Consider the following 23,428-nt stretch of genomic DNA (forward strand, 5'->3'; position numbering starts at 1 on the left):
AGTGTGTCGCCGCCATCTGGTGCTCAGACTTGCGCGATCAATTTTGCCATGGTTCAAGGAACTTGCCTTCGCGAATGTATTCAAGAGCCGTGCGTAGTCGCATTTCGCTCCGTCGATATTTGACGCGGCGCCCGCGTCGAGTGCCGGGAATGCTCGAGCACCCAATATAGCAGCCGCTTGCCGGTTTCTTCGGCGGTTGCCTGGGAAATATAGCCGGCTGGATTTCGAAGACAGGCCCGATCTCGCGCATGCGAGGGAGCGTTTTTTCCTTCGCAGCCTTGTATTCGTCAGTGTCCATGCCGAAGGCCTCGACGATAAGGTTGACAGGCTCGTAGTTGCCGTAGGTTGTCTCGAGCACGAAGTCGGGACGGCAGAGTCCCGAAGGCGTTACCCATGCAAAGAGCGGTTTGGTGGGGTCGGAACAGGATCTGCTTCCTCAGACACGCTAAGGTCGAACGAAGCATGAACCACTGGTGAAAGCTGCCGGTCGATTGCGATCGATCCGGCGACGAACCATAGGCTCGGCTCTTCGCAGCGAGGAGACCATTCCCCACGCCCGATAACGGCCCCGCCCGGTCACCTCCCGGAATGCCGAGCTCGGCGACGAGGTCGAGCGCGGCGCGCTGGCTGACTTTGAGCTCGGCCGCGATCAGGCCCGCCGACACCACCCGCCGTGCCAGCATCAGCTCGATCAGCGCCGGCAGGCTCGAATTCTTTCGCCGGTTCCTGAGCCGGCGTTCCATCTGGCCTTTGGCCAGCGCCAGCCTGTCGAGTTCCTTCAGTCCGGCCGCCTCGGCCTCCGCAAAAGCGTCGAGCGCGGCCAGCAGCCGCGTGGTCGTCTCGCGGCGCACTAACTTGAGCTCGTCGGTGGTGGCGGCGCGCGCCGTTTCAACCTGCCAGCCAGCGATATTGGCGTGCGGTGCCAGGGAAACACCGGACACGAAGCGGCGGACCTCGCGCTGGATTCGATTGGTAGAGTTCTCATTGTCCCTCGCATGAAAAAACGGCGCGCCCGCCTGGGACTCCCGCTGCTCGGATTAGAGACAGAAGCCGCCAGCACCGGAAGATGCGCCGATCGTCGGATCGGAAAAGCCGCAATAGCCGAGCCGCGGATGATCGCAGCGTTCGTCGAATGGTGCCGAGCGGCTTGGCGCGCTTGCAGTTCGGATCGGTCTTGTAGGGATGACCGGCGTCCTGCACGGCGGTTTGGGTTGTGGAGGTCGTCGCGGAGCAGTTCGCCACGAAGAGCGACGGCGCCAGGACGGCGAAAATTCTGAGCATTTCCATTTTCTCCAGGTCAGAGTTCGGAGATCAAGGCGGGCGACTGCTCCTGGCGCTCGGAGTGGCGGACGTGGGCATCCTGACCGCGGAGGCTCTCCTCGACCGCCCAGAGCTCGGCCATCTGCTCGACGGTTTCGCTCGCCACATGCGAGACGCCAGACACGTGCAATCGTAGAACTGGTGCCTAACTGCAATGCATCTGGATGCTATTCGCGCACCTTTCGTGCCAAAGGTGAAAATTGTTCGCCATCAAAATAGCTTCATGAACGCTGGGTCTCATACCCGAGATTGTTAGATTGCAGACAAAGCGAAATTCGGGGTCGTCCCGCTGAGTGGCGAGGCCGGCGGTGACGAAGCCGCTCGCGAGCGCGCCCTCAACAGCGCTGAAGCGAGCGAGCGGCGTAGGTGGTCATCGATGTTCCCCGGTAAAGGCCGGGTTGCTGCACCTACCTAATTCGAAGGGACCACCAATGACTGACCACTGAAGCAGAGCACGCTCGTCGAGAAGACCCCGACACTAAAATTCGAGCTTTGATAAACAGCACCTGCTACGGCGGCAATTCGTTCAGCTTAAGCGGCTCCGGCCAATTGCCGAAGATGGGGTGAGCGGTCATTCATCTGCTCGAGCGGAATGCTCGGTGCAGCGCACTTCCACTCCCAGTCGCCTGGCGGCCGGTTCCCGTTCCCTAACGGCCACGCTCCTGACTCCTCTGCTCGGTGCGAGCAGCCTGGCCTGCCTGTAGCGGAAGCGTTCCACGGTACCACCATCGTCTCCAGGCCTGCACCAACTTCGCCACTTAATTGCAACACTCTCAAGTGCCCGCGGCCCAGTTCGAGGCGCGTCCTATCGCGCTTGCGCGGCAGCACGCTCAATCCTCGTCCGCACGAGCGAGATATCGTCCCTACCGGCAAGCGCTTCGCGTGCGCGCTGTCCAATGTCCGACAATATCGGGTAGGCAACGTAGCAGAGGCAAAGCTATCACGGTTGCCTTTGAATGGTTTTCTCATTTGGCACGGTACATGCGCGGTCATCCGCAACATGTCAGGGACCAAGGAGAAGACGTTCCATGATCACCTCACCGAAAGCTACCGCCGCCGCGGGTCTTCCGATCCATCCAAGGGTGACGCTCGAGTGAGGCCTCGCGACATGAAGACGGTTTGCTCATCCGGCTCGGCGCTGCCCGCCCATCCACCTTCTCCGACAATCGGGTACGACTGGGCCGCAGCGCCTTCAAACTAAGGAACAAATCACTTTGCCTCGAACCTCGCCTCTCGTCCCCACCACAACCGGAGCCATCGATGAAACTTCCGTCTGACGGGCTATCATCACCACGCACTTCGTCTTCGATGGCGGCACCACGCAGGATCCGGTCGGCCAGGAGGGACTCGCCAATCTGACGAGCGGCTTGTTCGTCGAGGGCGCCGGCGATCTCGACAGCGATGCCTTCCAGGTAAAACTCGACGATGCCGGGGCCGAGATGGGCTTTATGGCGCGGCGCGACGGCATTTATGGCTGGATGCGCATGCTGTCCGAACAGCAGAACGCCGCTTTCGAGCTGCTTCGGCTCGCCGTCAACAGGCCGCGCTTCGACCAGGAGCCGATCGACCGCACCCGCGCCCGGATTCTTTCCGGCATCATCGCCAATGAGCGCGACCCCAAGGCGATCGCCGAGCGCAAATGGCTGCGCGCGATCTATGGCGCGCATCCCTATTCGAGGCCGGCCGAAGGTACCAAAGAGAGCCTCGCTGGCATCACACCGGCCGATCTCAACGCCTTCCACAAGGCCACTTTTGCCCGCGACGGATTGCATTTGGCGGTGGTCGGCGACATCGATGCGAAGACGCTGCGTACAAAGCTCGACCAGGTGTTCGGCGATTTGCTTGAGAAGCAGACGCTCGCCCCCGTCGCCGATGTCGATCCCAAGCTCGGCCAGCTGGTGGAGGTCGACTACGACCTGCCGCAGACGTCGCTGCAGCTCGCCTTTCCTGGCGTGAAGCGTAGCGCGCCGGATTTCTATGCCGCGGAGTTGCTGAACGAAATCCTCGGCGGCGCGCCCTTTAATACCTCCCGGCTGTTCGAGGAGGTGCGCGAAAAGCGCGGCTTGACCTATGGCGCCTATTCCAGCTTGGTCGACTACCAGCATTCCAACGCGATCATCATCAAGACGGCGACGCGCTCGGACTGTGCAGCCGAGACGCTCAGCCTGGTGCGCAAGGTGGTGAGGCAGATTGCGCAAGAGGGTCCGACGGAGGCCGAGCTCGATGCGAGCAAGAAATATCTGATCGGCGCCTATCCCATACGCAATCTGCGTTCCTCCCGCTCGATTGCAGCCACGCTCCTCGGGTGGCAGCTCGACGGTCTCGGCATAGACTACATTCAGCGCCGCGCCGCCCTCATCGATCAGGTGACGCTTGACCAGGTCAAGGCAGCGGCGAAGAAGCTGCTTTCCGCCGAGCCCGCCATTATGGTCGTCGGCCCGCCGCTATGATCGCCGCCACGGCCGCTCCAAAGCCATTGTCTGCGGCGGGGTCTCCCCGGGGATCGCAGTACGAGACAGTGGATCAAAGGGCGCTGGCTCTTGGCCGAAAGGCCAGCTTCCGAGACGCCCCCAATCAGGATCGCGTTCGCTTCTCCAGGAATGCAGTCGTCGAACTGCGCGACCTGCCGCGGAAGCTGGTCGTAGCCGCCGGCTTGATAAACATTGAGCTCGAGCCCAAGGCGTTCCGCTTCGTTCCCCATGCCATAGTTTGCAGCGACCCGGTAGATGGCGCCCATTTATCGGCGGCGAAGCTGGTCGAGGAGGACAGGAAGGCGACCGCTGCTACAGCCGCGCACGAAATCTTACGCATGATATTCTCCCAGTTGATAATATTTTACAGAAAAACGGGGACAACCAAAGTTTCTACACTTTAGCGCCTTGGCAGCAGTTCAACACGGGCCGCTGGTAAATTACGCCAGCGACCCGATTGTATTGGCAGCGATCTGTTATTCCGCCGCGTCAATCAACAGTTGAGGAAAAGCGCCAGCGGCCGGTTGCTCACCCGTTTCCTGCGCAACCGCTTGCTGCGCCTTTCTTGGCGCGAGCGAAACTTCGTCATGCCAGATCTGATTTTGATTGACCTGCATCTTTAATATTTCAGGCCGCGCATAGTGCCCTTTCGCGTCTAGCCACACTTTGACGGCCTTAAGGTCGTCTAGATTGATCTCGCCTATTACAAGCTTCTCCTCAAGGCCTGTATGCGGTCCACCGAGATACGCGTTGAACGGGTGGATGACGGCGCTCCACCCGCCGCCCTCGGTGACGTAGTTCTGCGGCCCGAGGTTCTCCTCCATCCAGTCAAGGCAGGAACGGTCAACCGGATTCCCGGCGGAAAGGACCCAGCACTGGGCCGTGAGTGCGTGCGTTTTCATCATGGCGTCGATTTGTGTATCCGCCACAGCTTCGAAGCCTTTCATGGTAGACAGGCCTGGCCAAGCAGCGGCATGAATCTGCTCATTCTGCAAGATGAGAGCTTGGCGCGCGAGGTTCATCGTGTGCTCCCAGCAGGCAAGCCCGCCAAGCACACCGAGCGAACTCTTGTAGGTGCGCAGTGTGTAGCCGCCGCCTTGAGCCCAAACCGTGCGTTCGGCATAGGTTGGCTGCAGCTTGCGATGGACACCGAGTAAGGTGCCGTCGGCGTCAATGAATGCCTGGGAATTGAAACAAGTCCGCGTATCAGCCATTCGCTCGCTGATGCCGATGATGATTGCGACGCCCGCGACCTTGGCGGCGTGCTGAAGGCGGGCGATCTCCGGACCGTCGATCTCGACCGAAGCATCCGCATATTGGGCCAGCGCACCGATCTGCGTCAGGGGCGGATAGCATTCGACGAAATACGGATAGCCTGGGATAAAGGTTTCAGGAAACACAAGGAGTTCAATCCCTTCCTGCTTTGCCTGATTGATGAAATCGACAGCCTTCTCCGTCGTTGCAGTTTTGTCCATAAAAACCGGAGCCGCGTGCACGGCTGCTGCTTTGAATGCCATTTTTACCTCCACTGTCGAAGATGTTGAAACGCTAAGACAGGGGGATCGTACGGGTCAAGGCGCCAGTAGACTGCGCCAACGACGACTCGTTCGTCGGGCGTAAGTGGTCCGCTAGTTCTCTGACTTGCGACGCGTCTTCATCCCCTCTGGTTTATTGGGAGCGTTAGCTCCAACGCTGATGATACAGTGTCTGCACTATAACTCAATCCAAATTTGCCAGGCTGCTTACATCTTTTTGAAGTGTCTAGGCTTCGTTCTTGGAAAAGATAAGGCCGAACTCACCGGCCTCCAGGGGAGTTTTGATTCACCGTGTCATGTTGCTCCCGGACATGACGCAGCCCCTGGCCGAAGCCCGAACCGCGCCTCGCCTGCGACCTCGGTTCGGCATCAGCCTCCTGACATCCGATCCCGACCGCACACGCCGGTCCGAGGCTGATGTTCCTTCCGCCCTACAGCCCCGACTTCAACCCCATCGAAAACGCCTTCGCAATCGCAGCCCTATGGGACACCGTCGGCACGCTAGCTGCCGAACTCAAGTCCGGCCGCCTTCGTTTTCGACGATTAAATACCTATAACGTTGCAGGTTGTCGGACGGCCAGATGGCCATCGAGCCAAGCAATGACTTCATCTAAAGAAGCGACCCATCCGAACTTGCGATGAATATTTTCCAATGCACAGGAAGCGAGTTCTAATGACGACGACGAGACGGCGTCCGATACAACGACCGCGTTGAATCCGTACTGGAATGCCTCTCGGGCCGTCTGGTCGACGCAGATCTGCGTTACGGTTCCGGTCACAACGACGGAACCTACATCGAGCGCGTAGAGGAGCTTCAAAAGATCGGTTTCGTGGAATGCACCGTAATAGTTCGTGTCGATGATGTAATCGCTTTCTTCCGGAGCCAAATCGTCGATTACGGCGACGCAGTCTTTCGGCTCCGCTTGTCCCTGGTAGACCCGAGTGTGTCCGAGCCAGCAGCAACGTACCCTCGGATCGCCTTCAGGCGACCACCGCCAGAAGTGCTTGTCGGTCGGACGGCTAACGAACCGCGTAAAGATCACTGGTAATTCCGTTTGCCCGAAAATACCTGATCAGCTTTCGATTGACCGCAAGGGTCGCGCGAGCTTCAGGCACCTTGCGGCGCACCCGGAACTACGAAGTCGTTCTGAAGATCAACGACAATCAAGGCCGGACGGCTGATCCGCTCCGCAGGAGCGACGTCCGCCGAGGTGAATCCGAGAGGATAGTCATCTTCCAGTTCGGACACGCGTAGGACCTTCTTTCGCAGTATAGCAGGTTACACATTTTACCTCCCTACTCCCTCCGCAAGGCTAACCGGATCTGAAGCGACTACGCTGAAGATCTGAAGAGGTCACTGCTGATGAATCGCATCGAACGAGCTCATTGGGGCATCACTCGTCAATCACTTTGCGCAGTAGGTAACTGAAGGCGATACGTTCGGCGGGGTTGAGGTTCTTGACGGTCAGTTCGGATATTTTGTGGGCGCTCGCATACATCTCGTCGACCAAGGCGTCGCCTTCGGGCCGGAGCGACATTATGACCTTGCGTCCGTCGCTGTCGTCCCGCCCTACACTTATGAGCTTTCGAGCCTTCAACCGATCGATAATGCCCCTGATCGTCGCCTGATCAATTGCGGTTAGCTTGACCAGTTCAGCCTGGGAGCTAGGCCCCTGCTCCCGCAAGACGCATAGCGTGACAAATTGGACAGAGGTGAGGTTTGGATCAATCGCGTTTTCTTGAAATATCGCCAGATGCCGCTGGTAGGCCTTGCGGAGCAGATGTCCGACCTGTTCGGTCACCACGTAGGCGTCCTTGTTTTGCTGTATTGCGGACATTTGACTCCCCTCAGTACTAGCCGCTGCAACGGCGAGGAAACTTGCATCCCCGCGGCCGCTTCTGCGACGTGATCGAAATAGCGGCTTCACTCACCGCAAAGAGCAGAACCCCGCTTCGCTCAGCCAAAACAGAGCATTCCGGCGCACACAATCCACATTTGTCGTAAAAAGAAAAGCGCCCTCGCTACTCTTTCGGCAATATAATGGAAAGAATTTGCGACGATCCGGCTATACGGTGCGAGAGCCAATGCACTTTCGGCGCTTCCCCGCGGGAAGTCTGGGACGCGAAGTGTATAATTCAGGAATGGTGTCGACAACGTCGAGCCACCTCGCAAAAAAGCGGCCCCGAAGGGCCGCAGTTGGAGAACTAGGCTCGCTGGAGCTGGAATTCTTTTACGACAATGTCTCCGTTGATGACGATGGCTTCGTCATCCAGGAAGAGCGAGCAATTGCGCATCGGGATATCAAGATGGCAGGCGGTGTCGTTGGGACCTCCGAGTTCGTTGTTGGGCCCGGTCGAAAACATCACGTTGCCGTAGAAGCTGCGCGGCTCCATGCCCATACCACCTGGGAACTCGCCGGGAACCAGGCGATGCCACTTGGCATGGGGGTTCATCCCCCAACCGACGTGGCTCATCCCAAGGCCGCGCTTGTCATTGAAGCTTTCCATGTAACCCTTCACGAGCTCGCAATCGAGACCACCGCGAATATCTTCAATCCAGCCGTTCTTGATCGTGTAAATGATAGGCTCACGAACATAGATGTTTTGCGGCAGCAGAATATCGCCCGGCGCTACAACGATCTGGCCATCAACGCCGTCGTCGTCGCCGCCGGTGAACACAAAGCCTGACGGCCAATGATCCCAGCGCCCAGGCTCGTCCGTGCAGGCGTATTCGGTAACCGCGGGATATGTGTTGAGCTTGTAGGTCACTTCGGTTCCATGTGGGGACGTGATCCGCATGACCTTGGCTTTGCCGAGTCGCTCGCCGGCGACTTCGACTTTTTCGCGCAGTTCCTTGTAGGGGAGCATGCGCGCGAGAAGCTCCGGCGGCTCAACGGCCGTCAGGACACGCGTTCCAGCGGCCTGGATCGCCATCTGCTCGGGCGAGAAGAGGAGGAAAATGCAGTCGATCAGCATGTCACAATTCTTCAACGCCTCGACCGCCTCTGGCATCGCCGCCAGCCCCGTCTGCCCGACATTCCAGCCGCCGGTCGGGAGGGGAGCGGGAAGACGCATATGATACATGTTCGCCCGCAGCCTTTGGCCGGCGGCGAGAAATGCGTCAGCATAGTCGAGCCGCTCATTGCCCTGAGTAAGGACAACAAGCTTCTCACCCTCGTGCACACCCGACATCTTCAACTGATGCAGGCAAATCTCGGTGAAACTCGTATGGTCCATGACAGACGTCTCCTCTCTTGTTGCTTCAAGAATTTCTCATGGTAACGCCGAAAACTGGCCTTTGGCGACAGATTGGCCGATTGCTTGGGACAGCCTGAGCGGCGGGACTACTAGGCGCGTGTGCTCGTCGTTTCTTTCCGACAATCATCAGTGGCCCACCTCGGTTTCGGCCCTGGCAAACGCCGCAAGGGTCTCATTGATGGAGATAACATCACCGTATTTGCTATCGATATCGAAGAGGTTCGCCTCATGCGGGTCAGGGTGACGGTCACCCACACAGTCACGAACAACGATGGTGTGAAATCCGTGCTGCACGGCATCGACGGCAGTCGCTCGGATGCACCCACTCGTCGAGCATCCCGCCAGGACGACCGTGTCGACACCTGCGGCGTGGAGATAGGATGCCAAACTCGTTCCGAAGAACGCGCTCGCATACTGTTTTGTGATGACAAGTTCGCCGCCAGTCGGCTGGACCTCGTCACAAAATTCAGCGACCATGTTGCCCTCGATCATCGCCTTCATGACGGGCGCTTTTTTCACCCAGGCGCCCCCATCGGCGCAATTCTCGGCAAAGTAGAGAATGCGTGTATGGATGACCGGGACGCCATGGTTCCTCGCAGCCGAGATCAAACCCGGTGCCTTCCGGACGGCCTCCACCACACCGGGTGCGTAAAGCGGGGCGCCCGGGGTCGTGTAGGCTTTCAGAAAGTCAATCACGAGAAGCGCAGGCTTCTTTCCAAATCCTATGCGATTTCCCCAGACACCCTGGTAGTTCGTGGAAGCGTCTTGCATCGTCCTGTCCTCAATACGCGCCCGACAGAAGGGCCCCCGCGCCGGGAACGATTGGCTCGAGATTAAGTGTCTTCAGCATGCAGTAGGTCGTTGCCACGGCCGCCGTGACCACCGGCTTGCCTGTTAGCGCCTCCACCTTGGCGATGACCGGCAGTGACGGCATCTGCACACACGCAGAAAGCACGATCACGTCGACATCGCTCAGATCCATGGACTGGACGATCGCCGGCAGGTTGTTTGGATCGTGCCGAGCCACATCGAGATTATCGGGAATTTCGAGAGCTCGCCAATCCCTGACCTCAAAATCTTCCTCGCGAATGTAGTTCACGACGAGGTCAGTAAGCGGTTTCATGTAGGGCGCAACGATAGCCAGACGCTTCGCCTTAATAACCTTTAAGCCTTCGATCAGGGCGCCGGCGCTTGTCACCACCGGAATGTTCTCGCCGTTTTCGATGGTGCGATTTTTCAGGCGCTCTTCCGATTTGCGGTGATAGCCTAGCCCCATTGCCATGATCGCGACCAGGCAGGCGTAGCCGAGAACATCGACCCGGGCATCCGACAGTTCAATGGCGCAGCGATCCGACTCGCCGTCCATCGCGGCGAGCTCTTCCTTCTTGACCGTCTTCATGCGCATCCGGCTCGAATGGAAGGTGAAGCGCTCCGGCCGGATCGTCTGACGCAAGGTCAGCATGGCGGGAATTTCGGTTTCCATCGTCGTATTCGAGCTCGGGACAATCTGCCCGACGCGGTACAAATTTTTCACAGGGGCGTTTCCTCCCAATTTTGACCGCCGTGGCGCTGGCCGTCTAGCGAATTTGTCGTGACCTTCAACTGGCTCCGTCCGATAGCCTGGAAGAACCCTTCGAAATCGTCCCAAGGGATCATGTGGCCCGCGTTCGGAACACGTACGATCTCGATGGCGGAGTTCAACGATAGGATCTCTTCCTCGTCCTTTTCCTGAATGACGCCGCCCTTTCCGGCGACGATCAGAAGCGTTGGAAGAGTGAGCTTCGGCAGATCGGGGAAGATGTCGTCTTCGTGAAAGCCATTGAACGCGTCCACGATCGCGGGCTCATAGCAAGTGTGCAGCCATTCGGCGCGGAGCCTCAGTTGCTCTTCCGTCCAGCTCGGACAGAACTTCCGCATTTCTTCCAGAGATATGCCTTTTTCGGCAAGCCGGATCGAGTCGACGTACCAAGGCAACTGACTAGGGTAGCTTCTGCGGCCTGGACCCGAAACCGGCGGATCGACCAGAATGATCCTTGCAAAGTTACTTTCGCCCAAGGTCGTCGCGCGAATTGCAATCCGGGCACCCATGGAATGTCCCAACACGATGGGATTGCCGAGGTCCAGCGCGGCTACAAAGGCGCGCAGGTCCCGAGCCATCGTGTCGAGATCATATTTGAGGTCCGGACCGGTCGAGGACAGGCCCCGACCGCGCACGTCCACAACGAACACGTCGTAGTCCTGAGAAAGCCGTTCCGCGACGAACTCCCAGGTTATCGCCGGACTGGTAATCCCGGGAATAAGGACGAGCTGTGGACCTCGGCCGCCGTAACGCAGATAGTGCTGCCGGATGCCATTCGCCCGGACGTTTCCACCGTAAAGGAATCGCCTACTCATGCTGCCGACTCAATCTTCAACGGTTCGGCATAAACATCGTAGCCGTAGACCCAGGATGGATCTTCCTGCTTGAGGAGCCAGGTGTTTGCATTGGATACTGTCTGCACACGCGTAGCACGGTCGCGACGGCTGGCCTCATAGAGCGCGAACGCGGTGCGATAGTCCGTGGGTCCGACTTCCGAAAGGCAGCGTGTAAGGACGGCAGCATCCTCGATTGCCATCGCGGCACCTTGTGCCATGTGCGGCTTCATCGGGTGACATGCGTCGCCGAGAAGCACCAATCGCCCTCTGCTCCAAAGCGGGAGCGGGTTCCGGTTGAAAAGCGGCCACTTCGTGACCGTGTCGGTGCTCTCAATGAGCGCTTGAACGACCGGATGGTAGCCGGCGAAAGTTTCAAACATCTCCTCGCGGGAGCTGCCAGTGAAGGCACCGTCGAAATCCCAGGCTGGATGCGGTACGCCAGTAACGTAATAATACTCGCTGCGGTTGGTGTAGTACACCATCATGTGCCGATCCGGTCCCCACCACTTCACGCAGTCTTCGAAATGCAAATCGTATTTCTTCAGCTTTTCACCCGAGATCAGGGCTCTGTGACCAACCCATCCGCTGTAATTGGGCTTTTCCGCACCCAACAGAACTTCGCGCACGCGCGAATTGATCCCGTCGGCGCCCACCACGATATCAGCGTCGGCCGATGTGCCGTCCTCGAATTCCAGATGGACGTTGCTTCCGTTGTCATCGAGGGACTTGAGGCGCTTGCCGAAATGTAGGCCGACCCGATCGATAGCCGAGATTTGGAGCGCATGAAGGTCACCACGGTGCACCGTGCAATAGGTTGCGCCATAGCCCGTCAACGGAATTCGGGACAGATACTCACCAGTCAAGCCGTCGCGGCTGTACCAATGTGACGGCTTGTTGCTGATCGCCTCGAGCTGTTTCGCAATCCCGATCTTTTCGAAGATTTTGAGGATGTTCGGCCCCATGTGGATGCCGGCGCCGAGCCGCGTAAACACAGGAGCCTGTTCATATACATCGACCTGAAAACCAGCGCGCTGCAGCAACGCGCCTGCTGCCGCGCCTCCGAGCCCGGCCCCGATGACGGCGATTTTTGTTTGTTTCTTAGTCACGGCACACTCCTTAGATCAAGATGCTCATAACAATAGCGTATAGACTGAAAATTGGCCCGGTTTTTTTCGTGTCCGCCATTCCATACTGTGGATTCCAGCGGTTGCGCCGGGAAAGAGTGAGGCAATTTGCTCGCCGGCGTATCACGCCAATCCTTCGGTCCCGCTGACGCTGTGGGACTGTCCTCTGCCGACGGCAGCCACCCGCATAGTTTTTCGTCCAGAACTGAAAAAGGAGTGTACACTCTTTTCTTTTTAATACAAGACCGAAAGATCATTTTCGACAGGCACCGATATTCAGTTTTCAGGGCGGACTAGCGGTGGCAGGTTCAGGCCGCACGCTCAATCTGCAATCACACGCCCAGTCATCTTGCCACACTTGCCGTTGCGCTTCAGTCGACAAGGTTCCTGACGGCACTGCCAGAAGGTCACTCCCGAGCACCATCACCGACCTGCCTTCCAAGAGTTCCAGATGGTGCCGCGGCAGACTTTCTCGTCCTTTGCAGGAGAAGCGTTCACTCTTTAGGTCGCCTCACCGCCGGCCTCTCTTTCTTGCCGCGGGGATCAATGAAGCTTCCGCCGTGGGGGGGGGGAAAGATCGGCCCGACGTGCACGCGGCAATTCAGGCGATGAAGTCGGCGCGAATTTCTACGGCCTCATTGCGTGCGGCCGACGGCCATTTCGCACAATTGAGCCCCGCCGACGCGCGACAGGGCTTCTTGTCGTTTTCGCTGAAAAACAGTCGAGTTCACAGCGGTCCTATTCCAGGGCCATGTTTTTCGTCTCGACGTCTATGAGCGACACGCAGACCGCGGCCACTGCAAGAAGGGCCGAGATCATGAACAGGGCAACGGTGAAGTTTGTCGTGATCATCGGTGCGATCAATGAAGGAGCAAGCAAACCTCCGACCCGCGCCATGGCGCCGGCGCTGCCCATACCGCTCGCCCTCAAGGATGTCGGATAGATCTCTGGGGTGAAGGCGTAAACGCCCGCCCATGTGCCCAGAAGCGCAAAACTCATAAGAAGGGTCGCGCCGACCACGATAAACGCGTCCTGGCCCAAGCTGTAGATAAGGCACCCGACGGCGCTGAGCAGCAAGAACCCGATAAGGGTCGGTTTTCGGCCCCATTTCTCGACGCCGTAAGCGGCGAGAGCGAAGCCTGGGATCTGAACCAATGCAATCAGTACGAGAAAGTATTGGCCTCGCATAAAGCCAAACCCTTCAATGGACAATCGGATGGGTAAGTATACGAACACGCCGTAGTAGCAAAGCGAGATCGTAAACCAAGCGGCGAACAGAAGTATCGTGCGACGCAACAACTGCCGAGAAAAAAGTGCGAGCACCGATTTCTTTTCCACCCGGCCCGGTGTCAGCTGGCCGATCTCGGCTTTAGAGCCGTTTTTCCTGGCCATCTTTTGGAGCACGGCGCGCGCTTCTCCGGAACGTCCTTGTTGATTCAAGTAGAAGGGCGATTCCGGAACATAGAAGCGTACGAAAATGCCGATGAGAGCGGGGATTCCCGTAACGAAGAAAATCGTGCGCCAGGCTTCTCCGCCCTGAGATCCGGCGAGCAGCGCCAGGATCGCGAGGATAATGGTACCGACGGCCCAGAATGATTCCAGCCAGACGAGCCAGCGACCACGGCGGTTGGCCGGCAAGAATTCCGCCATCATGGCGTAGTCGACGGGAAGCGTTCCGCCGACCCCTATACCTGTGAGCAGTCGGAGGATGAGCAGCCATTGCAGGTCAGGAGCAAACGCGGAAGCGACCCCGAAGACGGCGTCGATCAAAACCGCCGTCAAAAGCACGGGACGGCGACCGATCCGGTCCGCCAGTCGGCCAAAGAAGAATGCGCCCAGCAGCATTCCGACAAAGAACATCGTGCCGGTTTGAAGTGCCTGGGGTACCGTCACGCCAAAGCTCGCCGCGATGGATGGTGCGCTGAACCCGATTGCAAGGACCTGCATTGCATCGGCGGCCCATACAAGGCCGAATATGAGGAACAATCGTCGCTGGAATTTTCCGACCCCGGCGGATCGGATTCCCTGTTCGACTGAGATGAGTGCCTGTGTCATTTTCTTTATCCCTCTGGGTAGGTGGTTCGACCGCCGCGCTTCGTAGACGCTAGTCTCGACGACCCGGATGAACGGATCACACTTGAGTTGGTGTCGCTTGACGTCCTCTTTGCCGAGGCTTCTTGTCCGGGCGCTTGTTGTGCCGCTTCCTGCAAGATTCCGACCCTGTGCAGCGGAGCGATGTGATGGCCAGGCGCGTTTCAAAAAAACGTCGAGAAATAGCGTAGGCACTTTAATGTTGAGAAGGCAAGAAAAAAACATCTTGCAGTGCAGCAATGCCGGGGGCGAATTGGAAGCGGAAAACTGGGCTTCAGAGCTACACCTCTTCCTTGTTGACAAATGCTGTCTTTGAGAGATTAATAGCTTATACGCTTTTGTGAACCTTGTCGGGGTCTGCGCGATTGTAATGGTGGCTCCTCATTGACGTGGTAGCCAAATGATAAAAAAGTCGGTCGAAGTCACGTTCGAAGTCAACGGTCGCGAACATCAGTTCGTCGGCGATCCCTGCACCCCGCTGCTTTACATCCTGCGGAACGACCTGCGCCTGAACGGTCCCAAGTATGGTTGCGGGCGCGGCGAGTGCGGCGCCTGCGCGGTCCTGGTCGGAAGCTCTGCCGTCCGCTCGTGCACCGTGCCGCTCGGGTCCATGAACGGCCGACAGGTTACGACTCTGGAAGGTCTAGGCTCGGATGCTGCTCTTCATCCGGTTCAGGCGGCCTTCGTTGAACATCAAGCTGCGCAGTGCGGCTATTGCATGAACGGCATGATAATCGCCGCTGTGGCTCTCTTGAAAAGAAATGCTTATCCTGATGAGTCCGCCATCCGAGAGGCGCTGCGCCATCATCTATGCCGCTGCGGCACGCACATAGAAATCATCAACGCAGTGCGGGCTGTTTCGAGCTGTCCGATGGCTTCGCGAGGCGAAAGCTCCAAAAGGAAAGCCCGATGAATCCGCTATATAGCCGCTCGCCAGAACAGTATAGTGCGGATCCTGACTCACTTCTTGTCTTCCGCCTCACCGACAGCGGTGAAAGAGAACTTTTCCTCGCCGTTGACCATGATGGATCTGTCACCGCCTTCAGTGGCAAGGTTGATCTGGGCACCGGTATTCGCACAGCTCTTGCCCAGATTGTCGCGGAAGAGCTGGGAGTTCCCTTTGAAGCGGTCTCGATGGTGCTCGGTTCAACGGCTAGCGCGCCAAACCAGGGCGCCACGATTGCCAGCGAAACCATTCAGGTTTCGGCGATCCCCCTTCGACAGGCAGCAGCAACAGCTCGCCAGTTCCTGATGTCTCAGGCATCGGCGCGACTCGGTGTCCTACAGGATCAGCTTGTTGCCGATAATGGTGCGGTCCGTGTTACTCGCGCCGCAAGTGGCGGTACTGACAACCTTTTCGTGTCATACCAGGACCTGATTGCCGGACAATCCGCACGCCTGACGATCGACCCCAATGTCTCGCTCAAAGCCACCGGTGACTATACGATCGTCGGGCGGCAGAGAGCACGGACGGATATACCTCTGAAGGCCACGGGAGCCTTCAATTACGTCCATGATGTTCGTCTCCCTGGGATGGTTCACGGGCGCGTCGTTCGTCCGCCCTATACGGGTTTCGATGCCGGGCCGCACGTCGGCACCAGTCTCGTTCGCGTAGATGAAACATCGGTGGAAGACGTCCCCGGGCTTATCTCAGTAGTCGTCATCGGGGATTTCGTGGGCGTCGTGGCGGATCGTGAAGAACACGCCGCCGAAGCCATGAACAAGCTAAAGGTGGTCTGGGCTGCACCACCCCTCATTCCTAATCTCAACGCTCCCGAGCGGCCGCTGCGGGACCATAAAGCAACCCCGCGCCTGCTTATCGACAAAGGAGATGTCGAACGATCCTTGAAGCATGCCGGCGATCCGCTCGAAAGGACCTACGTTTGGCCTTATCAAATGCACGGCTCGATTGGTCCGTCATGTGCTGTGGCTGATTGGCGCGACGACGCCATTGCTGTCTGGTCTGGAACGCAAAACCCATTCACCATGCGCGGTGATCTGGCGCGACTTCTTGACATTCCGGAACAAAGGGTAACCGTCGAACGATTCGAGGCCGCGGGCTGTTATGGGCGGAATTGCTCGGATGACGTAACAGCTGATGCTGCCCTTCTGTCGCGAGCAGTCAACCGTCCGGTACGCGTCCAACTTACGCGGGAGCAGGAGCATGCATGGGAGCCCAAGGGGGCCGCGCAGGTCATCGACGTTCGCGGGGCACTCGACGCCGAAGGGGGGCCGGCTGCGTATGATTTTGAGACGCGGTACCCGTCCAATCTTGCGCCGACGCTTGCGTTGATTCTGACTGGAAAGGTGTCTCCCGTCGCCGACGTTGGTCAGATGGGTGACCGAACCGCCATTCCGCCTTACCTGTTTTCGAACTTACGCGTGGCCGTGCACGACATGCCGCCCATTGCCCGCGCGTCCTGGTTGAGGGGCGTTTCTGCTCTACCCAACACTTTTGCGCATGAGTCGTTCATCGACGAACTGGCGGTAAGTGCGGCAGTGGATCCGATCGAGTATCGCCTGAGATATCTGACCGACACACGCGCCATCGATCTTATCCGGGCAGTTGCTGAACGCGCAGAGTGGAAGCCTCATACAGGTCCGTTCTCCCATGGCGGCAGCGGAGATATCCTTTATGGCCGGGGCTTCGCCTATGCTGTCTATGTTCACGGACCGTTTCCCGGAAAGGCGGCGGCATGGGCAGCGTGGGTCGCCGATGTCGCGGTCAACAAGGTCACCGGGGAAGTGGTCGTCGCCCGCGTCGTCTGCGGCCAGGATAGCGGCCAAGTCATCAATCCCGATGGAGTCAAACATCAGATTCACGGGAACGTCATCCAGTCCACGAGCCGGGTACTCAAAGAGCAGGTCCAGTTTTCCGACACCGGAGTGGCGAGCCTCGAATGGGGGACATACCCCATCCTGAAATTCCCTGACATTCCGGATATTGACGTTTTGATGATCCCCCGTCCCGACGAGCCGCCGCTCGGCTCCGGAGAGTCTGCCTCGGTCCCAAGTGCTGCGGCGATAACAAATGCTATTTTTGATGCGACAGGCATTCGGTTCAGGGAACTGCCGCTGACACCGGAGCGCGTGCGGGCCGCCTTGAACTCTAATAAGCTGCCCGAACCCGAACGCCCGATTAAGGCGTTGCGCAAACGTTGGATCTGGCCTCTTGCCGGCTCCTTGGCTGGAGCCATCGCAACAGGCGCTTCCATTCTTCCCTGGCGCGTTCCAATCCCTCCGATCCCGGGTCCGGCGCACAACGTATTTTCTCAGGCTACGCTTGAACGCGGGAGGATCGCTGCAGCTGTCGGCGCGTGCAACGTATGCCACGTTGGCGAAGACGGGCTGCCATTCGGTGGGGGTCGTGCTCTCGAGACCCCCTTTGGAGTTGTCTACGCTACCAATATCACGCCAGACCCTGATGCCGGGATCGGAGCCTGGAGCTATCCAGCCTTCGAGCGGGCGATGCGCAGAGGGGTAGCTCGGGACGGCCGTCACCTCTATCCTGCACACCCCTACACCTCCTTTTCCAGAGCAAACGAAGCGGACTTGCAGGCGCTCTACGCCTACCTCATGGCGCAAAAGTCTTCCAGCAAAGCTACTCCGGCAACCAAACTCCGATTCCCGTACAACATGCGTCCTCTGATGGCCGGCTGGAACGCCCTGTTCCTCTCAAAAGCGGCTGTCGCTTATAAACCGAATGAAAGCGCTATGTGGAACCGAGGCGCAGAACTCGTCGAAGGACTTGGCCACTGTTCGGCCTGCCATTCCCCGCGCAACGCGCTCGGTGCCGAGGCCAAAGGTGGCGCTCATCTTTCGGGCGGAAGCGCGGACGGTTGGGACGCGCCCGCTCTCAATCGATCATCCTACTCTCCAATCGGCTGGTCCGAGCAGGCGTTTTACGACTATCTTCGAACAGGACGCTCACATGAACACGGCTCAGCTGCGGGCCCGATGGCACATGTTATCGAAGCGTTTGCTCCACTTCCTGACGCTGATATCCGAGCGATGGCGGTATATCTTGCTAGTTTGGCTGCTACTCCAGAAACCGCGACGGCCCGGAATGCGGTAGATGTCGTTGCCGAATCGAAGCCTTCGGCGGATTACGCGGCACAAATAGAGCCGATCGGGGCGCGGGTATTCGAAGGCGCGTGCTCTGTCTGCCATGAGGCCGATACTGGGTTGGCTTCACTCGCGCTTAACAGCAACCTTCACGGATTGTCGCCCACAAACCTCATCGAGGTGATCAAGCATGGCATTCCTCTGCCCGTTGGCAACAGTGATCAGGTGATGGGCATGCCAATGTTTGGCGACGTCCTGGATGACGCGACGGTCTCTTCCCTCGTCCGATATTTGCGTGCCCGGTATGCGCCGGATAAGGCTCCTTGGGAAAACGTCGAGGACGCCGCGAGCCAAGCATCCAAGGGCGGTCATTGACTAGCCACCTCGCGTCCGGCGCTGTCTGCCATCGTCCCAACAAATGGGCACCTACACCTCACGCCAGCGCAATGAGGCTCTCCATCGTCGACGCGTCCGTAGTGCCGCCATCCCGCGCGCTAACACAAACCTGCCGACGCTGATGATCGCGGAAAGATTTGCGACCTAATCAACGTGACTGATCGCCGGCGCCAGCCATATTGCTACCCTCAGCAATACCCCCTTGGTTCCGCTGCGCCGGGTGGTGCCGCCGGGCCATGCGCGTGTGCTGGTCAAAGTGGAATCGGCCAATCCCACCGGCAGCATGAAAGACCGGGCCGCGCTGGCGATCGTGCGTCGCGCCGCGCAGGCCGCAAAGCTGCAACCCGGCGATACGATCGTCGAATGCACCAGCGGCAGCACCGGAACCTCGCTGGCCAGTGTGGCGGTCGCATTGGGCTACCAATGTCTGCTGGTCTCCTCCGATGCGTTCAGCGCAGAGAAGCTGGCGCATATGCAGGCCCTTGGGGCCGACCTCGGACTTCTGCGCAGCGACAACAAGAAGATCACGGCGGATCTTGTGACAGCCCTGATCGAGACATCGCGGCAGCTCAGCCAGCAGCCAGGCCATTTCTGGGCGGATCAGTTCAACAACGCCGATGTTCTGACCGGCTATGCGGATCTGGGCGATGAGATATGGGCTCAGACCGACTGGCGCATCGACGCCTTTGTTCAGGGTGGGGACCGGCGGATCAACGCGCGGCACCGCCGAAGCGCTGCACCTGCATAATCCGGCCATTCGCATCGTCGCGGTCGAACCCGCCGAATCGCCGGTGCTGTCGGGTGGTACTCCCGGTGCCAACCTGATCGAGGGCATCGGGATGGGCTATGTCGTCCCGCTGTGGAAACCCGGTCTGGCCGATGAGATCATCCCGATCCCGGCTGCCGATGCGATAGCGATGTCGCGTCGGCTGGCCCGCGAAGAGGGACTGTTCGGGGGCGCATCTTGGCCGGCATATTGCGCGCTTCCGGGGTATAGCGAAGTCGGGTGAAAAGCGAGATGCGAAGGTCAAGCCGGCAAGAGCCGACGACGAGGCGCTCGTGGCCAGTTTCGCACGCGCTTTCTCGATGCCCAAGGTTGGGGTTCCCAAAATCCCTCACTTTGCGAAACGTGCAAACTTCCCGCCTTCTCAGAAACCCAACTCCGCCGCGGGGATACGAAAAGTCATAGAGGATGCCCTGCGATCGGCAGGCTTGATGCACTAGCGTCTTGCCGAAACAACACCACTTTAGGACCACCGTACGGTGAGCAAAAATGTCATTATCGGGCCAACGCTGTAGGCCTGGCGTGGATTCGTCCCGGTTCGGCAGGGACTCGCATGGGCATGAGCCAACTTGCTGTTGGCATCGCGAGACGCGAATGTTCGCGGACTGGCCAGTCGTCCCACGAGCCGGCCTGGTCGGCGCCCATGGCGCCAGCAGACTATCGTGGGCTTACTCCATTGATTTATTCCCACACCAATCCCTACGGCGCCTTGAATGTCGATCTGGAGCGCCGGCTCATTTCGAGGTGAGCGCGGCGGCTTAACACCTCAGCTTAATGCGTTTCGCGGAGTCGATCTGTAAGCATTCCGCGACGCGCTTGGGACGCATTGACGACCGGCATTCAACTGATTGTAGAGGCCCTGCCAGCTAAATCATGACTCAGTTAGTCAAGAAAGCCAGCCCTGACATTTTGCGAGAACAGGCTGGCCAAGATGCAATATTGCCTCCTATCCCCGGCGCGTTTAACCCCCACTGAGGAGGTAAATCCTTCCAGGGTTGCTGAGCTGCAGGCGCAGATCCTGCAGGCGGGCTGCTGGACTGTCCCGATCACGGCACAGAAAGATGCGCTGTTCGTGATGGACGGCCATCACCGGCTGACCGTCGCCTATCGCCTGGGATTTGCGGCGGTGCCGGTGATCCTTTTGGACTATGGCACGGTTCGGGTGGAGAGCTGGCGTGCAGGCGAGATAATCACTCCCGCGTGCATTTTCGCAATGGCCCGAAGCGGCCGAAAATTTCCCTGCAAGACGACGCGGCATATTTTTGGCCAAAGCCTTCCCGGTTGCAATATCCCGCTGCAAAGCTTGCGCCGCGTCGATCGGGTAGACCATATGCGGGCAGGCGCGCCAAGGGCGTGGTCATGACGCTGCATTGCCACAAGCTTGGCGCGGGTCTGCCCCCGGTTCTGCGGCCCTCGACGGCTGAACTGTTGGCCCGCGATGCACAGCATCTTGCGGAATGGGTCGCGCGACACGGCTCGCCGCTCAATCTGATCTGGCCCGATGAGCTGCAGAAGAACCTCGCGGCAATGAGGGGCGTGTTGACATATAGCGATGTGGCGCATGCGGTTTATTACGGGGCGAAAGTCAACAAATCGCCGGGGCTGATGGAGGCGGCGCTCCGCGCCGGCGCCGGTATTGACGTCTCGAGCCTTTACGAATTGCGCGACGCCAAGCGGCTTGGCGCCGATGGCGCACGGCTTGTGGCGACAGGCCCGGCAAAGACGGCGGCATTCCATAGCGAGCTCGTTGGCTGCAGCGCTCTGATATCGGTGGACTCGCCGGAAGAGCTTGAGGACCTTGTGAGCTGCTTGTCAGTGGGCCAAGTGGTGCAGCCGATCCTGCTCCGCTTGCGCCCGACGGAACAGGGCATGAGCCGCTTCGGCATGCCAGCGGACGCTATACAGCATTGTCTGTCGCGCATCTCTGGTGAAGGCAGGCTGCGCTTCGACGGGCTGCATTTTCACGTCAGCGGCTATCGCTGGGAGTCCCGCGCGGCAGCGTTGAGGGAAGCCGCCAGCTTGATTACCGAAAGCCGGGCGAGGGGATTTGCTCCGCGCGTGATCAACATCGGCGGCGGGTTGCCAGTTCAGTATGTCGATCACCTGGCCAATCAGGCGCATCTGAAGGCACAGGTCCCCGGGGACTACCGGACCGGAAAGGTCCCGGGCTCCTTCTACACCTATGGCGGCGCTTTCGGCGACTGACTGGCTGCGCCAGTTCTTGCATGCGCCGATGCCCAAAGGCCGCAGCATCGCCGGGTATTTTGCGGATGAGGGATTGGTTTTGGGACTGGAGCCGGGGCGTGCATTGGCAGATCAGACGGCCATTTCCATCTTCCGGGTCTCAAGAGTGAAGGCCCTCAGTTCCGACACTTGCGTCATTTTTGTCAAAGGCAGCAGTTTTAGCGCCTGCGAAACCTGGTTCGCATCCGAATTCCTGGTCGACCCCATCCTGGTGCCGGTCACACCGCCGTCCGCCATGTCAAAACCCGTGCGGGCCTATCTGGCCGGCCACAGCTGCCTGGACGAGGATGTGCTTTGCAATCGGTGGCTCACATTTCCCGTGGCCCCGCGAAGACCGAGGCGCTCCGCTGTTTGGCCGGATGCGGCGCCGCGTTTACTGATCCGGCTTGGCACGCGTCGGTCGGCGACATCCTGCGAAAACGCGAGGTTCCGGCCGCGGTGACGCTGATCTCGGTCGGCTACAACGCGGTGCGAAGCATCGGTCCGGCGCTCGGCGGCATCATTATCGCGTCCTCAGGACCTTTGACAGCATTCGCTCTGGCGACGCTGACCTACCTCTCGATGCTGTGGGCCATAGGGCGCTGCAAATGGAGTGTTGGCTCTTCGCCTCTTCCCGGTGAGCCATTGACCACTGCCATTCATGACGAGGCGCGCTTCACGGCATTGTCGGGGGAGATCAAGGCGGCAATCGCGCGGGGAGCGCTTTTCGGTTTGGCCAGCATCTCGATACTGGCGCTGCTGCCTCTGGTCGCCCGCGATCAGCTTGGGGGAGGGCCAATCGCTTATGGTATCCTGATGGCCGGCTATGGGGCGGGCGCTTTGTGCGCCGGCATCTGCAACAACGTGCTGAGGCGGTCGCTGTCACAGGAGCGACTGACAACACTGGCGTGCATAGCCTGCGCGGCGTGCTGCCTGGCTCTTACTTTCACTCCTTCACTCGCGGTGGTGACTATGGCTTTGGCGCTCGGCGGCGCGGGCTGGGTCGTCACCTGGACGGGGCTTGACGTGAGCGTGCAGTTGTCGGGCCCGCGGTGGGTCGTTGGTCGCACGCTCTCGATTTACTCTGCCCTCTCGGCAGGCGGCATCGCGGCCGGCAGCTGGCAGTTGGGTATGGTGGCTGAGAACTATTCGCTCACATTGGCGCTGGAAAGCTCGGCTGGCGCTCTCCTGTTGGTTGCCGCCACCGGGTTCCTGCTCCCCATTCGGCAATGGAAAGAGTCTGACCTAGACCCTTCTGCCTTCGAAACGCCAGAGCTCGCCCTGGACTCGAAGTGGAGAAGCGGCCCGATCGTCGTCAAAATCGAGTACTCAATACCGGAGAACAATGTCGAAGCTTTCCTGGACCAGATGCGGGAACGACGCCGAGTGCAGAGCCGCGTCGGTGCCCGGCATTGGAACCTACAGCGCGATCTGCAGGAGCCGTTGCATGGACAGAGACATTCCGCACGCCGACCTGGATGGACTACCTTCGCCTGAACCATCGCCTCACAGCGGCGGACAAGAAACTGGATCAGCGTCTCCTCGAGTTGCATGTGGGAGAGCTTCCACCTCGCACCAAGCTTTCGATTGAGCGGCCGAGCGACCCGCAAGCGGGATCAATCGACAAGTCGGCGTCGATCCCATGCAAGCGTAAACGAGATCCAAGACGTCCGCCGCGTCGCACCGAGTGGTTTGCCAACGGTGTGGTGAAATATCATCGCAGGATCGGAACCACACTTAACGCGC

At 59.2% G+C, this 23,428-nt stretch carries 19 protein-coding genes and 3 pseudogenes; 10 read left to right on the plus strand and 12 right to left on the minus strand.

The window, feature by feature from the left end:
- Positions 1-287: 287 nt before the first annotated feature.
- Together ACZ89F_RS24055 and ACZ89F_RS24060 are read right to left on the minus strand one after the other, a co-directional pair.
- Positions 288-941, minus strand: a complete 654-nt coding sequence (locus ACZ89F_RS24055; RefSeq protein WP_476094511.1) for a helix-turn-helix domain-containing protein — start codon at positions 939-941, stop codon at positions 288-290.
- A gap of 356 nt (positions 942-1,297) precedes the next feature.
- Complete coding sequence (locus ACZ89F_RS24060; RefSeq protein ID WP_476094512.1) at positions 1,298-1,426, minus strand: hypothetical protein; 129 nt, start codon at positions 1,424-1,426, stop codon at positions 1,298-1,300.
- 1,177 nt (positions 1,427-2,603) lie between these two features.
- Here ACZ89F_RS24060 and ACZ89F_RS24065 point away from each other — a divergent pair.
- Together ACZ89F_RS24065 and ACZ89F_RS24070 are read left to right on the plus strand one after the other, a co-directional pair.
- Positions 2,604-3,770, plus strand: a pseudogene (locus ACZ89F_RS24065) (M16 family metallopeptidase); the annotation flags it as partial.
- Positions 3,767-4,195 (plus strand): hypothetical protein, encoded by a 429-nt coding sequence (locus ACZ89F_RS24070; RefSeq protein ID WP_476094513.1) that lies wholly within the window; start codon positions 3,767-3,769, stop codon positions 4,193-4,195. The pseudogene ACZ89F_RS24065 and the gene ACZ89F_RS24070, both read left to right, overlap by 4 nt.
- A 72-nt stretch (positions 4,196-4,267) precedes the next feature.
- Here ACZ89F_RS24070 and ACZ89F_RS24075 read toward each other — a convergent pair whose 3' ends face one another.
- Positions 4,268-5,308 (minus strand): carbon-nitrogen hydrolase family protein, encoded by a 1,041-nt coding sequence (locus tag ACZ89F_RS24075; protein WP_476094514.1) that lies wholly within the window; start codon positions 5,306-5,308, stop codon positions 4,268-4,270.
- Positions 5,309-5,728: 420 nt separating this feature from the next.
- Here ACZ89F_RS24075 and ACZ89F_RS24080 point away from each other — a divergent pair.
- Positions 5,729-5,830: pseudogene (locus ACZ89F_RS24080) on the plus strand (IS630 family transposase); the annotation flags it as partial.
- Positions 5,831-5,877: 47 nt separating this feature from the next.
- Here ACZ89F_RS24080 and ACZ89F_RS24085 read toward each other — a convergent pair.
- From ACZ89F_RS24085 to ACZ89F_RS24125, 9 genes are all read right to left on the minus strand, one after another.
- The gene (locus tag ACZ89F_RS24085) at positions 5,878-6,369 is read right to left on the minus strand and encodes an isochorismatase family protein (RefSeq protein ID WP_476094515.1); all 492 of its coding nucleotides are present in this window, start codon (positions 6,367-6,369) and stop codon (positions 5,878-5,880) included.
- Between the two features lie 65 nt (positions 6,370-6,434).
- The gene (locus ACZ89F_RS24090) at positions 6,435-6,575 is read right to left on the minus strand and encodes a hypothetical protein (protein ID WP_476094516.1); all 141 of its coding nucleotides are present in this window, start codon (positions 6,573-6,575) and stop codon (positions 6,435-6,437) included.
- A 145-nt stretch (positions 6,576-6,720) separates the two neighbouring features.
- Complete coding sequence (locus tag ACZ89F_RS24095; protein WP_476094517.1) at positions 6,721-7,164, minus strand: MarR family winged helix-turn-helix transcriptional regulator; 444 nt, start codon at positions 7,162-7,164, stop codon at positions 6,721-6,723.
- 367 nt (positions 7,165-7,531) lie between these two features.
- Positions 7,532-8,563 carry a 2,5-dihydroxypyridine 5,6-dioxygenase NicX family protein gene (locus ACZ89F_RS24100; RefSeq protein ID WP_476094518.1) on the minus strand — a complete coding sequence of 344 codons (1,032 nt, stop codon included), beginning with the start codon at positions 8,561-8,563 and terminating at the stop codon, positions 7,532-7,534.
- A 147-nt stretch (positions 8,564-8,710) separates the two neighbouring features.
- Entirely contained in the window at positions 8,711-9,355 is a 645-nt protein-coding gene (locus ACZ89F_RS24105; protein WP_476094519.1) for an N-carbamoylsarcosine amidohydrolase, read from the minus strand.
- Between the two features lie 10 nt (positions 9,356-9,365).
- Positions 9,366-10,118 carry a maleate cis-trans isomerase family protein gene (locus ACZ89F_RS24110; RefSeq protein ID WP_476094520.1) on the minus strand — a complete coding sequence of 251 codons (753 nt, stop codon included), beginning with the start codon at positions 10,116-10,118 and terminating at the stop codon, positions 9,366-9,368.
- Positions 10,115-10,978 (minus strand): alpha/beta fold hydrolase, encoded by an 864-nt coding sequence (locus ACZ89F_RS24115; protein WP_476094521.1) that lies wholly within the window; start codon positions 10,976-10,978, stop codon positions 10,115-10,117. The genes ACZ89F_RS24110 and ACZ89F_RS24115 overlap by 4 nt, the downstream gene beginning before the upstream one ends.
- Positions 10,975-12,105 (minus strand): FAD-dependent monooxygenase, encoded by a 1,131-nt coding sequence (locus ACZ89F_RS24120; RefSeq protein WP_476094522.1) that lies wholly within the window; start codon positions 12,103-12,105, stop codon positions 10,975-10,977. The genes ACZ89F_RS24115 and ACZ89F_RS24120 overlap by 4 nt, the downstream gene beginning before the upstream one ends.
- A 756-nt stretch (positions 12,106-12,861) precedes the next feature.
- Positions 12,862-14,178, minus strand: coding sequence for an MFS transporter (locus tag ACZ89F_RS24125; RefSeq protein WP_476094523.1), 1,317 nt, complete (start codon positions 14,176-14,178; stop codon positions 12,862-12,864).
- Between the two features lie 439 nt (positions 14,179-14,617).
- On the opposite strand from ACZ89F_RS24125, the gene ACZ89F_RS24130 reads away from it, so the two are divergent.
- From ACZ89F_RS24130 to ACZ89F_RS24160, 7 genes and pseudogenes are all read left to right on the plus strand, one after another.
- Complete coding sequence (locus ACZ89F_RS24130; protein ID WP_476097353.1) at positions 14,618-15,127, plus strand: (2Fe-2S)-binding protein; 510 nt, start codon at positions 14,618-14,620, stop codon at positions 15,125-15,127.
- Positions 15,124-18,654: a molybdopterin cofactor-binding domain-containing protein gene (locus ACZ89F_RS24135; RefSeq protein WP_476094524.1), complete on the plus strand. Its 3,531-nt coding sequence runs from the start codon at positions 15,124-15,126 to the stop codon at positions 18,652-18,654. The genes ACZ89F_RS24130 and ACZ89F_RS24135 overlap by 4 nt, the downstream gene beginning before the upstream one ends.
- Before the next feature lie 223 nt (positions 18,655-18,877).
- Positions 18,878-19,423: a pyridoxal-phosphate dependent enzyme gene (locus ACZ89F_RS24140; RefSeq protein ID WP_476094525.1), complete on the plus strand. Its 546-nt coding sequence runs from the start codon at positions 18,878-18,880 to the stop codon at positions 19,421-19,423.
- Positions 19,371-19,685, plus strand: a complete 315-nt coding sequence (locus ACZ89F_RS24145; RefSeq protein ID WP_476094526.1) for a pyridoxal-phosphate dependent enzyme — start codon at positions 19,371-19,373, stop codon at positions 19,683-19,685. Before ACZ89F_RS24140 ends, ACZ89F_RS24145 begins: the two co-directional genes overlap by 53 nt.
- Positions 19,686-20,390: 705 nt before the next feature.
- Complete coding sequence (locus ACZ89F_RS24150) at positions 20,391-20,822, plus strand: ParB N-terminal domain-containing protein (protein ID WP_476094527.1); 432 nt, start codon at positions 20,391-20,393, stop codon at positions 20,820-20,822.
- A complete protein-coding gene (locus tag ACZ89F_RS24155; RefSeq protein ID WP_476094528.1) occupies positions 20,819-21,664 on the plus strand; it encodes an alanine racemase in 846 nt (281 codons plus the stop codon). The genes ACZ89F_RS24150 and ACZ89F_RS24155 overlap by 4 nt, the downstream gene beginning before the upstream one ends.
- A 381-nt stretch (positions 21,665-22,045) precedes the next feature.
- Positions 22,046-23,286: pseudogene (locus ACZ89F_RS24160) on the plus strand (MFS transporter); the annotation flags it as partial.
- Positions 23,287-23,428 lie beyond the last annotated feature (142 nt).

The sequence above is a fragment of the Mesorhizobium sp. USDA 3734 genome (assembly GCF_056279665.1).